Below are 15,099 nucleotides of genomic sequence, written 5' to 3' on the forward strand. Positions count from 1 at the left end.
TATAATAATATTTTATCTTATAACTTTCACTTGCAAGCTTTCAATTACATCTAATGCTTTGTCATGAAGAACTTCATCGAAGCTTGCACACAATGCACCATCAACACTTATGTCGGCATTAGTATACTGAGATTGGAGGGTTACCACATTACTTACAACACACATATTTGTAACTACTCCTATAATCTCAATAGCATCTATTTCATCACCTATTTCCTTGGCAATCTTAATCATACCTGCTGGGCTTATTCCAAAACTCCCTTTATTATAATGATAGGTGTTTTTTACATTCTTAAATTCCTTAAGACTTCCATAAAGATCATGGCCTTCCGTACCTTCAATACAATGTATCACAGGCAAGTTTTTCCCTTCTCTTGTTTCTAGATAATTTTCATGATGAGTGTCATAGGTAAATAGAACTTTTTCACCTTCAGCTAGATACTTATTAACTTTATCATATATACAATTTTCAAGCTCTACAGCTTTTTCAAACCCTAGTGCTCCATCTACAAAATCCTTTTGATAGTCAACTACTACTAATAACTTTCTCATAAATGTCCCCTCCTATATTTCATGTACTCTAATTTTTTCATGAGCTTTACTTAGTATACTATTAGTTGTAAATACTTCTTTAATCAAATCAGTCTTCAATATTTCACCTTCAAAAATTGTATCTTCGCAGTGAGTTACAATTAGATATATCTCCTTAGCTCCAAGTTTTTTAAGTTCTTCCGAAGTTAATATAAAGGTTCCACCCTTTGAACATAAATCATCAACAATTACTGCTTTAAAAGCTTTAGAGGAAACCTCTCCATTTATTTTAAGACTCTTAATACGTCCTGTTTTAAAATCTCTTTCTTTATTTGCTGTAAGCACCTTTTCATGTTCTATCTGCTTTTCATATCTTTTTGCAGCCCCTGCATCTGGATAAACTAAATATATCTCATCCTCATCATTGAGATCTTTCAAGAGTTCTTTTGTCAAAGCTTGCGACATATTTACAACCTTAACTCTATCAAGCAATGCCACAGACACCTCTGAATGTGGCTCATATACAGTAACTCTTTCGAAATTTAAGCTATTTATTAACTTACAAAGATGCTTAAGAGTAAAAACCGTCATCCCCTCAGTTCTATCCATTCTTGAATACGGCATATAAGGGATTATAAGACTACATTTTTTATTTAGCTCATCTAAATGTCCTTTTAAAAATATCAAATGAGTTATATCTTCATCGCTTTCAAACTTTATCTTTATTTCATTATCATAACTATTAATAACTAAACTCTCACTATCAATTAATGCTTCTCCATTAGGAAACTTCTTAATTTGTACTTTTTTATTATTTAGATATATCATAAAAACTTCCCTCCATATTTTTAAAAATTATGTTCCCAGTTTTCGTTGAACTTGAATACTTTTGCAGGTCTAAAAGGCTTTCCTTCTATTTTCTCATCAGTTTCAATTATCATATCTTCCATTTTTCGTCTAAAATTAAGTATTTCTCTTCCCATAATAGCTTCATAGACATTTTGGAGTTCTTTTACTGTAAATAACCTTGGAAGTAGATTAAAGGCAATTGGGGTATATTCCACTTTGTTTCTTAATCTATCAATTGCATAATCTAGAATCTTATAATGATCAAACGCTAGATTTTCTGTAGATTCATCTAACAAAGCATAGTTTATTTCTTTTTTTCTATATATATTTCTATCAATTTTCTCTGTTACTTGATATTTTACCTCAACTTCATTATCTTCAGATTTTAGAATGAGCAAGTGATTATTTTCTATATACCTATCATTTTTCTTAGTTTCAACAAGAACCTTATCTATCCAAAACCACTTGCTTTCTTTCAATTCATCTGTTTCTTCAAACTTTATAATTTCTTTTTCAATTAAAGCCATGTTTCCGATGCTGATAACCCTAGTTCTATTATCTCTATTTACATCTCCAAAGGTGTAAAGCTGCTCTATATAAACGTCCTCTACTCCTGTTTTTTCTCTTAGTTTTCTCTTAGCTCCCTCTTCAAGTCCTTCATTTATATCGATAAAACCACCAGGTATGGACCACTTACCCTTATCAGGATACTCATCTCTTTTAACTAACAGAACCTGCATACCCTTTTTAGGAACCTTTCTTTGGTTAGCTTCTTTTATATCATCTGTGGTAAATATTATTACATCATTTGTTACACTAGGTCTTTCATATTGATTTACATCATAATTTTTAAGAAATTCTGCTTCGTTATCTATAAAATGTTTATCCAAGTTTTACACTCTCCAACTTATTATCTTTTAGATAATATCAAATTGATATTATGTATTTATAATATGCTTAATTCTATTTTTTGTCAACCGATTTTTATAATTTTTATACTTTTATAAAATTGTTTATTTAGGTTTAACTTACTTATATGTTATAATTATCCATGGCTATTTTATAAACCATATTGTACCAATACTTAGCTTCATATATCAAATGTATGAGCATAGTCACAGACAAATATTAATAATTGGCTATATTTTATTAAAACACAACCAGTTTTTATTTAAATTTATATAAAGGGGGATTTTTATGATAGAACTTTCAAGACATGAATTTAAAAGAGTAACGAATCTTCTAAACGACGAACATGTACACTGCACTTTTGCTTATTCAGTAGTTGAAGAAAAACAACCAGGAAGAATTTTTGTAGATGATCTTATTAATCCAACAAATTGTTTAATATGCTGTAAAAGTGGCAAGTATTTAGTTTGTGGAAACACAGATAATGATACTTTTAATGAATCTTTAGATGACTACTTATATAATAGAAAAAATCATGGTTGCTATTTTGATCTATATAGTTCATCAGAATCTTGGATTAAAAAACTAGATGAAATACTTTTTGATAATGCTGCTAAGCTAAGCAGGCAATTATTTAATTTCGACTATTCAAACCTTGCTTCATTATCAAAGTATGAACTACAACTTCCGGACAATTTTGAGTTAAGAAGGATGGATGAAGACTTATTTATTAAATATGCTAACGAAATTGATGAATCCTATTTTAATTTATGGGGAACTGCAGAAAACTTCATAAGAAATGGCTTTGGTTTTTGCATATTAAAAGATAACGAATTTGTTAGTGTATGCAATACTTACTATGTAAAATATGGATCAGCAGAAATTGATATTATTACCCTAAATAGTTTTAGAAATCAAGGTTTTGCCCTTATGACCTGCACAGCCTTTATAAGCTATTGTATAAAACATAATATAAATCCAATATGGGATTGCGATAATGGCAATAAAGAATCTAAAAACTTGGCAAAAAAACTGGGTTTTAAAAGTGTTGAAACCTATCAAATGCATTGGTGGCATGAAAATAAGAGATTTGTTGATATTTACTTAAACAATTATAATTACACAACTTAAATTCTATATTAAGGAGGTCTTTATGGAGGATTTCAAATCAAAGAGTAAAACTCTAGGCATAGGAACATTATCTTTAATATTCTCAATAATTGCTATAATGTGTTCCTTCACATACATTGGTGATGGAACAAGACCTGTAGGTGCTGTAGTGTTGAATTCAATGAATATCTATGGAGCAACATCAATTGTTTCTGTGATATTATTCTTAATTTCTCTTTTTATTGGAATTAAGTATACCCAGAATATTGGTGCTAAATCGGGAAAGATACTTTCTACATTTTTTATAGTGCTAATTATTGTTCTTACTATATTGAGCTTATAGATATGCACTAATAAAATTCAAAAACTTAGGTAATAAGTATAAAAAATAGGTTTGCAAAGTTATGGCAAACCTATCTACTTTAGTATCCTAAACTTTATTTAACTTTTTTGCATTGCTTGTTTTTATATGTTTTTAGTAGATTGTCCAACAACAAGTTCTCCTTGAAAAGTTTTATGCTCAACTAAAGTTTTCTTACCTATGACATCGAACAAAATCTTTATAGTTTCTTCAGCTATTTCTTCAACCGGCTGTCTAATAGTTGTTATAGACGGATTGTAATAACTAGCAATATCAAGCCCATCAAAGCCAGCCACAGAATAATCTTCTGGAATAGTTTTACCCATATCAAAGATAGCCTTACATGCGCCTATAGCCATGCTATCACAAATAGCATAAATCGCAGTAAAATCCTCTTTCTTATGTAAAAGCTCTGTAGCAACAGCATAACCATTTTCCATAGAATAACTTTCAAGTTCATCTTTCATTATACCTATTAAGTCATCATTTATTTCAATTCCATTATCTCTTAAGGCGCTAGTATATCCATTAAACCTAAGCATACCGATACTTTCATCATCAGTGGCAGCAGTTATTATTGCTATTTTTTTATGACCTTGTTTACATAAATAGTCTACAATCTTATAACTTTCCTTAAAATCGTCAACTGATACCGAAGAACAAATAGATTTATCTAAGTTTTCCATAGTTGCAATCGTACTTAATACAAAGGGTACATTTAACATTCTTAATTTTTCGTCCGGATGAGAAAAGTGCCCTCCTAGGAATACGATACCTTTTAGCTTTTTTTCTTTTATAAGCTCAATAGCTATATCTACTTCATTCTCTTTATTATCAACGTGCTGAAGAATGAAGGAATATTTCTTTTCTTTTATCTTCTTTTCGAATATTTTGATCATGTTACTGAAGAAAGGATTTGTAATACCTTTTATAAGAACAGCAATAGCTTTAGAGTCAGTTCTTTTAAGGTTACGAGCACTATTATTAGGCACATAGTTATTTTCCCTAATAACTTGCATAATCATTGCTTTGGTTTCTTCATTAATATCAGGGTGATTATTTATAGCTCTAGACACAGTACTCACCCCTACTCCACACAATCTTGCTATATCTTTTATTGTAATTATCTCCATTCTACTCATCCTTCTCATTCTTAAAACATAATAAAATCTATTAAAGTCTCTTTCTTATGTATAATTCTATTATAATAACAAAAATTTGTAAATAAAATGTATCTTTTAACAAATTTTGAAATCCTCAATATTAAACCGAGGATTTCACACTTTATCTTCCATATAATTTTGTGATTTTTTTTATCTTCTCTACTAGTTCTGGCGTAAGCTCATTATCTAAAAGCCTCCACCTCCAATTATTACCTAAAGTAGAAGGTACATTTATTCTACCTTCGCTACCAAGACCTAAATAATCCTGAATTGGAATAATAGCAAGATCTGATACTGTTGAAAAGGCTAATCTTATAAATTTCCAATGTACATCATCTATATTATTTTCATCAATATCTAAATAATCATTTGCTAATTTTTTATCTTCAAAATTAAGCTTATGATACCATTCTGTTATAGTCTCATTATCATGGGTTCCCGTGTATACAACAGAGTTTCTATTATAATTATGAGGCATATAGTCCCCTGCTTCTCTTGAGTCAAAGGCAAACTCTAGCACCTTCATTCCTGGATAGCCTGTTTTTTTAACAAGTTCTAGCACACCTTCAGTAAGAAAACCCAGATCTTCAGCAATTATATCTAAATCACCAAGAGCTTTCTTTATGGCATCAAAAATATCATAACCTGGACCTTTTCTCCAATGCCCAGTTTGTGCCGTAAGAGCTCCAAAAGGAATTGAATAATACTCATCAAAACCTCTGAAATGATCAACTCGAACAACATCATACAGTTTAAAAGAATAGGCAATCCTCTGAATCCACCAGGCATACGAGGTTTTCTTATGATATTTCCAATCATATAAAGGGTTTCCCCATAGCTGACCAGTTGCAGAAAAAGCATCAGGAGGACATCCAGCTACGGAAATAGGTTGCCTATTTGAGTCAAATTGAAATAATTCTGGATTAGCCCAAGCATCTGCACTATCAAAAGCTACATATATTGGAATATCACCTATTATCTTTATACCTTCTTGATTTGCATAAGCTTTTAGATTTAGCCACTGTTTTATAAACATAAACTGCTGGTATTTATAAAATAATATTTCATCTGAGCATTTATTCTTGTATCTTTCCAAGGAAGACGGCTCTCTAAGTTTTATGTCTTCATCCCATTCGCTCCAACTCTTACCTTTGTAACTATTTTTAACAGCCATATAGAGAGAATAATCTTCTAACCAATAAGAATTTTCTCTTATAAACTCATTAAATTCAATATTACTAGTAATATTACTCCTCTCATATGCAGTTCTTAATATCTTGAATCTAGATAGGTATATTTTCTCATAATCAATGTATCTATCACTATTTCCAAAATCATAACTTTCACATTCTTCCTTAGTCAAATATCCCTCATAAATCAAAGCTTCTAAATCAATAAAATATGGATTCCCCGCAAAAGTAGAAAATGATTGGTAAGGTGAATCACCATACCCAGTTGGTCCTAGAGGCAGTATCTGCCAAAACTTTTGACCAGATGCTTTTAGCTTATCTATAAAATCATATGCATATTTTGAAAAAGTCCCTATGCCATATTTTCCTGGCAAACTCGATATAGGCAACAATACACCACTGGCTCTCATAACTCTCCTCCTTTATAGTATATTTTATATTATATTCACCTTATCCCTTAACAGCCCCTGCTGCTATTCCTTTAATAATGTGTTTTTGACAAGTGAAGTAGAATATCACAATTGGTACAATAGCTAATACTAGCATAGCCATCATAGCTCCCATATCTATGGAACCATATCCACCTTTTAAGTATTGAATTGCAATTGGTATAGTCTTATATTCACTACCTATAAGCAAGTATGGAAGTAAATAATCATTCCATATCCACATTGTATTAAGTATTGAAACAGTTATAGATATAGGTTTTAAGATTGGAAATACAACTTTAAAAAAAGTCTGAATAGGGTTGCATCCATCAATAAGAGCAGCTTCTTCAATTTCTAAAGGAATAGATTTTACAAAACCAGAAAACATAAATACAGATAAACCTGAAGCAAATCCAAGATATATGACAATAATTCCAATAGGATTATCCAAATGAAGCATATTAGCTACCTTAGTTGTAGTGAACATTACCATCTGAAATGGTACAATCATTGAAAATACAAATAAATAATACATTGATTTAGTTATTTTTGTTTTAACTCTAGTTATATACCAACCTGTCATTGAAGTAAACAACACTATAACAACCACTGAAGCTACAGTAATAAAAAATGAGTATCCGAAAGCCTTTAAAAATCCAGTCTTTATTAAACCATTAGCATAGTTTTCTAATCCAGTAAAGGTCTGTTTTGTCGGAAAAACAAAAGGAGTATCACTGATAAAAAATTTCCCTTTAAAGGAGTTCATTAATACTATTAGAATAGGAACTAAAAATGCTATAGCAAGTACAAGTAATATTACAAATATTACACTATCTTTAACCTTTGAGTCCTTCATTAACTTTCTACCTCCCTACTTCTTGTAAATATAAGCTGTGCAAACGCAAATACTCCAACTAGTAAAAAGAACAGGACTGCTTTTGCTTGACCTACTCCTTCCCATCCAACTGAGCCATAGAAAGTATTATATATATCTAATGCTAACATAGCTGTCTTTTTCGCAGGTGCACCTGCCGTTAACGCTAAGTTCTGGTCAAATAGCTTAAAAGAGTTTGATATAGTTAAAAATAAACATATTGTTATAGAAGGCATGATCATAGGTATCTTTATATTTCTAAGTATTCTAAAAGAGCTTGCTCCATCTATCTTTGCTGCTTCTACAAGGTCCTCAGGAACATTTTGAATTCCTGCAATATATATAATCATCATATATCCTATAAGTTGCCAATTCATTAAAACTACAAGACCATAAAAACCAAACTTAGGATCATAGGTCATAGTAACACCAAATTTGAATAAAACACCGTTTATAATAAGCTGCCATATATATCCGAGAACTATCCCCCCTATTAAATTGGGCATAAAAAAGGCAGATCTAAAAATGTTTGAACCCTTTTTTCCTCTTGTAAGCAATAGTGCTAATATAAAAGCAAATATATTTATGGTTATCACTGATATTACAGTAAACTTAGCAGTAAAAATCAACGCATTCATAAAATCTTTGTTATTAATAGCTTTTACATAATTGCTTAATCCTACAAATTCAGAATTAGTCACTGTTGTAAACTCTGTAAAAGATAAATACATTCCTAATACAAATGGCACTAAAAAAGCTATTAAAAATGCTATCAAGGTTGGAAGTAAAAATATATGAAAATACTTTTTTAATATCTTCTCCACGTTATCTTCTCCTACTCTCAATTTTAAAATGGTGAGTTAGAGTTATTTCTCTATTCTCACCATTAGTTAATTATTTTAAATTGATTACTTCTTATTTGCTTTTTCTGTTTGCCATGATTCTTTAACTGTTTTTACTACATCATCCCAAGATTTATTACCTTGGCTATATTCTAACAAAGCATCACCAAATGAATTTTTAAAGTTTTCACTTGGGAAGGCTGCAAATGTCCAAACTACGCTATTTACCCCTTTGCTGTTCCATGTTAAAACTTCCTTAGCTAATGGATCTGATGGCTTTTCGCTATCACTAAAGGTATTAAATGGAGCTATAAACCCTAAATCCTTTGTCACATACTTTTTACCTGTATCACTTGAGAATAACCATTCAAGGAATGCAATCGAATCATTCTGTTTTTCTTTTGAAACCTTACTGTTAATTGCAAAGAAGTTTTCTGTACCTATGCATAGACCTTGCTTTTCTTCACCAGCTACTCCAGTATATATTGGTAAGAATTTAATATCTGATTCTTGTACCTTATTTCCGCTAACTCCCTTTATTTGGTTCCAAGCCCAGTTTCCATTTTGAACCATCGCAGCATTTCCTAGTGCAAAATCAGCCATTGAATCATCAACAGATTTGCTTCCTAACAATTTCTTGTCTGTAGATGAGTTATTAATATATAAATCAAATATATTTTTATAATTATTTGCATATTTGAAGTCAATTTTATCTGCAGCTAGTCCTGCTAAAATTGTATTGTCATATTTAGTATTATCTTTAAATTCATAATAGAAAGGTAGATTTGCTAGATGAGTCTGCCATCTCCATTGTTCTCCTGATTTTAAGGAAGTTGATGCAAACACACCCTTTATACCAAGTTGATCTTTATGTTTAGTCATATCTTCAACAACTTTCTTCAAAGTATCATAATTAGTTATTTCAGTTGTAGAATTTATTGATACAGCTTTATCAGTAAGTGCAAAATACTTTTTCATTATAGCTTCATTATAAATTATTCCATATCCTTCTATTGCATAAGGAATTCCATAAATTCCGTCACCACTCTTTACCGACAAAGATTTATCTGTTAAGTAACTATAAAGCTTTGTATCCTTTAAATCCAAAGTATAATCCTTCCAACTTTGATATCCTACAGGCCCATTTATTTGGAATATTGTTGGCGCATCAGATTTTGCTATTTCTGATTTTAAAGTTGTTTCATAAGTACCACTTGCTGCTGTAACAACTTTTACCTTAACACCTTTTTCTTTTTCATAAGCCTTTGCTATATTGTCATATACTTGAGCAATTTCAGGTTTGAAATTTAAGAAATAAATTTCTTTTGTTGCTGATGCTGATGTTTTCCCACTGTTTCCACACCCTACAAATAAAGTAGACCCCATAGCCACACACATTATAAGACTTAGTAACTTCTTTTTCATAATGATTTCCTCTCCCCTTTAATTATTTGTAAAATCATCATCAAAATATATCGATGAATAAATAATTAATCATTGGCACCGTTATCGGTACCGTTTCCAATTATTACAAATTAAATATAACATCTTTCAAATACGTTTACAACCATATATTGGAAATTATTATTTTCTATATTTTTCCCTTTTCATTCATTTTCCGAAATATTATACCTATTTTCTTATTGAGCTTACATAACTTGATATCATATTATTCTAGCATTGAAAATTTATGATTTATTGCTTAATTACAAAACTGTATACAAAAACAGCTATCAAACAAAAACTTTGATAGCTATAAAATATTATTATAAAATTTATAAAAATTCACTTTATTTATTTCTAAACTTTTCAAGGTAACTTGATGCGGATCTATTCATCTCATGAGCAAATTCAGACATATACTTTCTTTTGCAAAAAACTTGAATTTGCTCTTTTATATTCTTATCTTTTATACCAGAACCTTCATTCTTGGCTTTATGCATCTCTAGATGTTCTTCCTGTGAAAGTCTATGATATTTGTTTTCAGAAACAACATATTGCTTCTCAAATCTCACAGGTTTCTTTCTATTCTCTTGAGCATCAACTGGATAGCCATAAACTAACATGCAAGCAGGTATAACATATTCAGGTAAATCCAATATTTCTGTAATCTTCTCGCAGTTTTCAATTATATCACCAATATAACAGGACCCCACCCCTAGCGACTGAGCTGCAACTACTGTATTTTGGGCTGCAATCATTGCATCTGCCATGGCTAGTAGGATATCTCCTTCCCCAGGTTTTCTAGGGTTGCACTCTGTATAAACAAATGAATCATACCACCTTTGATAATCAGCAAGAAATACTACTACCATTGGAGCCTTTGCTATAAACGGTTGGTTATCACAAAGTATCGATAACCTTTCTTTAAGTTTTTTATCAGTTACATCTATTATGCTATAAAGCATCATAGCTCCTGCAGTTGGTGCTTCAAAAGCAGCCTGCAATATTTCATTCTTAATATTATCTTCAATTTTCCTATCCTCAAATATCCTCATTGACTTTCTTGTTTTTATTTGTTCTAAAACTTCATTCATTTCATCTATCCTCCCCTATTTTATTTTCTTCCAATCATGATTTCCTCTATACATAACTTACTTATAGTTAAAAAATCCTCTCATTAAATAATTTTCATACATATACAACTTAATATTAGAGCTTATCTCCATCTATACTGCGTATCTAAATTAACATAATTATATTATATATCAAATATTTACTATACTATCTATAATATTGTCATTTTTATTAGTCATTTATATCCCAATCAGAATAATTCTATTCACCTCATATATGATATTAATCATAATCCACTTATAAAAATCATATTTATCAAGGTATAGCAAATTTATAGCTCAAACATTCATACTATACTTAGTGTTTAACACAATAAACCTTTTAATTGTTGGATATATTTAAGACTATTTTTAAAAGTAAGCTAATTAAAATATCTGACAACAATTACTTAATTCCAACATGGTGCTTTTACGGCACCTAATTATTAGGAAAATCATCGGACAAGCATTTTTTCATTAATTTTTTAGGCGATTATTTATTGAAACTTTACGTCTTTAAAGGAGGATGTTATATGAATAATGTATTATTTGCCTTAGGATTAAGCCTTTTTGCAGGCTTATCTACAGGCATAGGAAGCACTTTAGCTTTTTTCACAAAAAAAACAAACACTAAATTTCTTTCATTAAGTCTTGGCTTCTCTGCAGGAGTGATGATTTACGTTTCACTTGTTGAGATCTTTGTAAATGCAAAAGACTCTTTAACTGCTGAACTTGGAGTAAGAGATGGATCTTGGCTCACTGTAATATCTTTCTTCTGTGGTATTCTTCTTATATATCTCATTGACACCTTTATCCCAAGTGAAGAAAACTCTACAGCTGCATACACCATTAACTTTAATAATGGATACTCTGATGTAAAATTACTTAGGATAGGACTATTAACTGCTGTCGCTATTGCTATTCATAATTTTCCTGAGGGAATAGCAACTTTTATCTCTGCAATACATAGTCCTTCGATAGCAGTGCCAATCGCTATTGCTATTGCTATTCACAATATACCGGAAGGTATTTCAGTATCAGTTCCCATATATTATGCAACTGGCGACAGAAAAAAAGCCTTTTTATATTCTTTCTTTTCAGGCCTTTCCGAACCTTTAGGTGCAATTATTGGATACTTAATCCTTATGCCTTTTATAAACAACCTTACCTTTGGTATCATATTTGCAGCGGTAGCTGGTATTATGGTATTTATATCTTTGAATGAGTTAATCCCAGCAGCAAGAGACTATGGCGACCAAAATCTCTACATATATGGTCTTATTTCAGGAATGGCTGTAATGGCTGTTAGTTTGCTCTTATTCTTATAGTAAACCTATCATATATTCTAAAACTGTATTTATAAGAATGATAATCCAAGTCAAATAAAATTTGTTTTTTCCCAAAGTGTCTAACTTATTACTTCTTAGAATATTTAAAATATCAGTTAAAATTTGCAGTTAAACAAAAAAATATAATAACACCTTACTAACTGTAAGGTTAGTAAATAACAAATATGTGCATACTTACATTGTCTACCATGTTGATATATAATCTTTAATTATATATTTTATTATGAGGAGGTATTTTATGAACTTCATAGAACTTGCTAAAGAAAGATACTCTGTAAGAAATTTTGATTCAAGAAAAGTAGAAAAAGATAAACTAGCTTTAATTTTAGAAGCCGGTAGAATAGCACCTACTGCAGCTAATCTTCAACCTCAAAGAATTTTAGTTATCGAAAGTGATGAGGCTGTTGCTAAGTTAAAAGATTGCACAATTTATTCTTTTAATGCTCCTATGGCACTAATTGTATGTGCTGATAAAAATGAAGCTTGGAAACGTAAATATGACGAAAAAATACATACCGATATAGATGGCAGTATTGTCGCAACTCACATGATGCTCCAAGCTGCTGAGCTTGGTCTAGGTACAACATGGGTTGGTCACTTTGATCCTGAATCTGTTATAAAAACTTTCAATATCCCTGAAAACTTAGTTCCAGTATGCATTTTGCCATTGGGATATCCAAGTAATGATTCAAAGCCAAATCCTAATCATGAAAAGAGAAAAGATATTTCTGAAACTGTTTTTTATAATGAATTTTAATATAAAGACACTCAATAGGTTTCACTTAAATCCTATTGAGTGTCTTTATATATAAATATTAATACCTTCTTTATTGATTCTTTCTTTTAATATTAAACTCAGCCTATCTTCACTATAAAAACTTAATTTTCTATACACATCACCCTTAATCAAACTCAATTTCGTTTGTATACATAGACTTAACAAATCTTCCACCTAAAAGAGTGTTATGATGGTCAACTATTTGCTTTGAAGTAAGTATAGGTCCATCAAAAGTACTATTTGCATCTCTAACCAATACATTTTCATGATATCCTAAACTATAAGCACATCTACAAGTAGTGTCTAAACAAAACTCCGTCTGCATTCCTGCTATAATAAGTCTTTTAATTCCCTTCTTCTTCAATGTATCATCTAAACTTGTTTTATAAAAAGAATCCCAAGTTGTCTTCTCTATTACAGTTTCGTTATCTAACGGAGCTATTTTAGGATGAATCTGCCACGTTGGCTTTGCTCTATTATATTCGTCATCATCTTCACTAGTATGCTGAATGTATATTACTGGAGTACCTGTTTTTCTAGCCTTTTGAAGTAAAATATAAATATTATCTAGAACCTTCTCACCGTTATATAAGGATTGATTCTCATAGGAGTACATAGCAACTTGTACATCTACAATTAATAACGCAGTATCTTTAGACATTACAAACTCCTCACTTTCAAAGTAATATAAAAATTATTTAAAGTTAAATTATAACACTTATCCATATATTATACTATTTAACTCTACAACAATCTTAACTTACTTAAAGTATGTTCGTTCCAAACCCCAAAACCTTCAGAGTACTTATTTTCGAAAAACATAGGCAATCTCTCTTTAAATCCCTCAGCAAGATCAAGATCTTGCAGAATATCTTTATCTACCCAGAATACTTTACCTTCTTCTGTGTTTTTTGTGATCTCCCCTGTAAAATTATCTGTTTTAAAATTGAACACAAAATATTTCTCTTTAGTTTCATCATTATACCAATATACAACTCCACAGGCCTCTAAATCATATACTGTAAGACCTGTTTCTTCTCTTATCTCCCTTATAGTTGATTCTACTATACTTTCTCCATCTTCTATGTGTCCTCCTGGAAACGATATTCCTTTCCAAGATTTAATCCTATTTTGAACTAAAACCTTGTTATTTATTTTATCATAAATCATGCACATATTAGTTAATTCAACTTTACTCATTTATTTCCTCTCCGTAAGACTCAATTTTAACTCATAGGTTATCTATAATACAAAAATCCTACCAAAACTTTAAGTCATGATAGGACTTTATATTAAGTTATTTAACAATAATTGTCTTTTAGTACTTCTACTAGTTTGCTTACTCTTTGATCTAAAATAAAGTAAGTACTTGTTAATCCTTTTTTGTTATAATCAACTATCTTATGTGCTTTTAGCATAGCTAAATGCTGAGAAATAGCTGATTGAGTCAAATTACTCAAACTCTCATTTAATTCACTTACTGTCATAGGTTTTTCTAGTAAATGACATACTATTAGGAGTCTATTTTCATTTGCGAGTACTTTTAAAACTTCGGAAACTTCTTTAGCTTTGTCTAGCATTATTTACCCCTGACTTTCCTATCATTCGATTTATATAGGGTCCCCTAATTTAATAAATACGACTTTGTTTTTTTACATTATAATTAAATCATAATCTTCAAGCTCTATTTAATTTATACTGAAGCATCTTTATGTATTTATATCCTACTTCTCTAGTGGTCTTAAATACGATCCAGTTCCCCCTGATATATTTACTACCTTGTATCCCCTTGTACTAAGTTCACTACAAGTCTTTGCGCTTCTACCTCCAGATTGGCATATTATATGATACTCTTTTTCTCTATCTAAATACTTTTCTGGATCTCTAAGTATCGTTCCCATTGGTATATTCATTGCCCTAGGAACATGCCCCTCTTCATACTCGTAGGGCTCTCTTATATCTATTAAGTTTATCTTATTTATAACATCATCAACATCATGCACACTTATTGCTCTAAAATTTCCTCTTTTAATGAATGAAAACATACAGTTTCTCCTTTGATATAACTAAAATACTTTTTTATATTTTGCCCATAATTACTAAAAGTATAATATAAGAATATTAGAACTTACTTATTTAGTTATATCATATTCTAACTTT

The 15,099-nt window shown here is 30.4% G+C and carries 17 protein-coding genes; 4 read left to right on the plus strand and 13 right to left on the minus strand.

Annotated features, from left to right (window positions below):
• Positions 1-12: 12 nt before the first annotated feature.
• Genes JHL18_RS01125 through JHL18_RS01135 form a run of 3 tightly spaced genes read right to left on the minus strand, consistent with a single transcriptional unit; the run spans position 13 to position 2,270 of the window.
• Positions 13-552 carry a cysteine hydrolase family protein gene (locus tag JHL18_RS01125; RefSeq protein WP_200265798.1) on the minus strand — a complete coding sequence of 180 codons (540 nt, stop codon included), beginning with the start codon at positions 550-552 and terminating at the stop codon, positions 13-15.
• 12 nt (positions 553-564) lie between these two features.
• Positions 565-1,359, minus strand: coding sequence for a ribose-phosphate pyrophosphokinase (locus tag JHL18_RS01130; protein WP_200265799.1), 795 nt, complete (start codon positions 1,357-1,359; stop codon positions 565-567).
• 20 nt (positions 1,360-1,379) lie between these two features.
• Complete coding sequence (locus JHL18_RS01135; RefSeq protein ID WP_200265800.1) at positions 1,380-2,270, minus strand: NUDIX hydrolase; 891 nt, start codon at positions 2,268-2,270, stop codon at positions 1,380-1,382.
• Between the two features lie 307 nt (positions 2,271-2,577).
• Between JHL18_RS01135 and JHL18_RS01140 the strand changes: the two genes are divergently transcribed.
• On the plus strand, positions 2,578-3,420 hold the full coding sequence (locus tag JHL18_RS01140; RefSeq protein WP_200265801.1) for a GNAT family N-acetyltransferase: 843 nt from the start codon (positions 2,578-2,580) through the stop codon (positions 3,418-3,420).
• Between the two features lie 22 nt (positions 3,421-3,442).
• The gene (locus tag JHL18_RS01145) at positions 3,443-3,742 is read left to right on the plus strand and encodes a hypothetical protein (RefSeq protein ID WP_200265802.1); all 300 of its coding nucleotides are present in this window, start codon (positions 3,443-3,445) and stop codon (positions 3,740-3,742) included.
• Positions 3,743-3,864: 122 nt separating this feature from the next.
• Here the strand turns inward: JHL18_RS01145 and JHL18_RS01150 are convergent, their stop codons facing one another.
• The 6 genes from JHL18_RS01150 to JHL18_RS01175 all read right to left on the minus strand — a co-directional run bounded on the left by JHL18_RS01150 (position 3,865) and on the right by JHL18_RS01175 (position 10,794).
• Positions 3,865-4,893, minus strand: coding sequence for a LacI family DNA-binding transcriptional regulator (locus tag JHL18_RS01150; RefSeq protein ID WP_200265803.1), 1,029 nt, complete (start codon positions 4,891-4,893; stop codon positions 3,865-3,867).
• A 151-nt stretch (positions 4,894-5,044) separates the two neighbouring features.
• Positions 5,045-6,523, minus strand: coding sequence for a 4-alpha-glucanotransferase (gene malQ, locus JHL18_RS01155; protein ID WP_200265804.1), 1,479 nt, complete (start codon positions 6,521-6,523; stop codon positions 5,045-5,047).
• A 40-nt stretch (positions 6,524-6,563) separates the two neighbouring features.
• Entirely contained in the window at positions 6,564-7,397 is an 834-nt protein-coding gene (locus JHL18_RS01160; protein WP_200265805.1) for a carbohydrate ABC transporter permease, read from the minus strand.
• A complete protein-coding gene (locus JHL18_RS01165) occupies positions 7,397-8,239 on the minus strand; it encodes an ABC transporter permease subunit (RefSeq protein ID WP_200265806.1) in 843 nt (280 codons plus the stop codon). The genes JHL18_RS01160 and JHL18_RS01165 overlap by 1 nt, the downstream gene beginning before the upstream one ends.
• 84 nt (positions 8,240-8,323) lie before the next feature.
• Positions 8,324-9,682, minus strand: a complete 1,359-nt coding sequence (locus JHL18_RS01170; protein WP_200265807.1) for an ABC transporter substrate-binding protein — start codon at positions 9,680-9,682, stop codon at positions 8,324-8,326.
• Positions 9,683-10,047: 365 nt separating this feature from the next.
• A complete protein-coding gene (locus JHL18_RS01175; RefSeq protein ID WP_200265808.1) occupies positions 10,048-10,794 on the minus strand; it encodes a nitroreductase family protein in 747 nt (248 codons plus the stop codon).
• 551 nt (positions 10,795-11,345) lie between these two features.
• Here JHL18_RS01175 and zupT point away from each other — a divergent pair.
• Positions 11,346-12,140 (plus strand): zinc transporter ZupT, encoded by a 795-nt coding sequence (zupT, locus tag JHL18_RS01180; RefSeq protein WP_200265809.1) that lies wholly within the window; start codon positions 11,346-11,348, stop codon positions 12,138-12,140.
• A gap of 259 nt (positions 12,141-12,399) precedes the next feature.
• Positions 12,400-12,918 (plus strand): nitroreductase family protein, encoded by a 519-nt coding sequence (locus JHL18_RS01185; protein WP_200265810.1) that lies wholly within the window; start codon positions 12,400-12,402, stop codon positions 12,916-12,918.
• A gap of 145 nt (positions 12,919-13,063) precedes the next feature.
• Here the strand turns inward: JHL18_RS01185 and JHL18_RS01190 are convergent, their stop codons facing one another.
• The 4 genes from JHL18_RS01190 to JHL18_RS01205 form a co-directional block, all read right to left on the minus strand.
• Positions 13,064-13,600 carry a cysteine hydrolase family protein gene (locus JHL18_RS01190; protein WP_200265811.1) on the minus strand — a complete coding sequence of 179 codons (537 nt, stop codon included), beginning with the start codon at positions 13,598-13,600 and terminating at the stop codon, positions 13,064-13,066.
• A gap of 83 nt (positions 13,601-13,683) precedes the next feature.
• Positions 13,684-14,139, minus strand: coding sequence for an 8-oxo-dGTP diphosphatase (locus JHL18_RS01195; protein ID WP_200265812.1), 456 nt, complete (start codon positions 14,137-14,139; stop codon positions 13,684-13,686).
• A 101-nt stretch (positions 14,140-14,240) separates the two neighbouring features.
• Positions 14,241-14,519: an ArsR/SmtB family transcription factor gene (locus tag JHL18_RS01200; RefSeq protein WP_200265813.1), complete on the minus strand. Its 279-nt coding sequence runs from the start codon at positions 14,517-14,519 to the stop codon at positions 14,241-14,243.
• A 144-nt stretch (positions 14,520-14,663) separates the two neighbouring features.
• Entirely contained in the window at positions 14,664-14,984 is a 321-nt protein-coding gene (locus JHL18_RS01205) for a rhodanese-like domain-containing protein (protein WP_200265814.1), read from the minus strand.
• Between the last annotated feature and the right edge of the window lie 115 nt (positions 14,985-15,099).

The sequence above is a fragment of the Clostridium yunnanense genome (assembly GCF_016595795.1).
GTDB lineage: Bacteria > Bacillota > Clostridia > Clostridiales > Clostridiaceae > Clostridium_AR > Clostridium_AR yunnanense.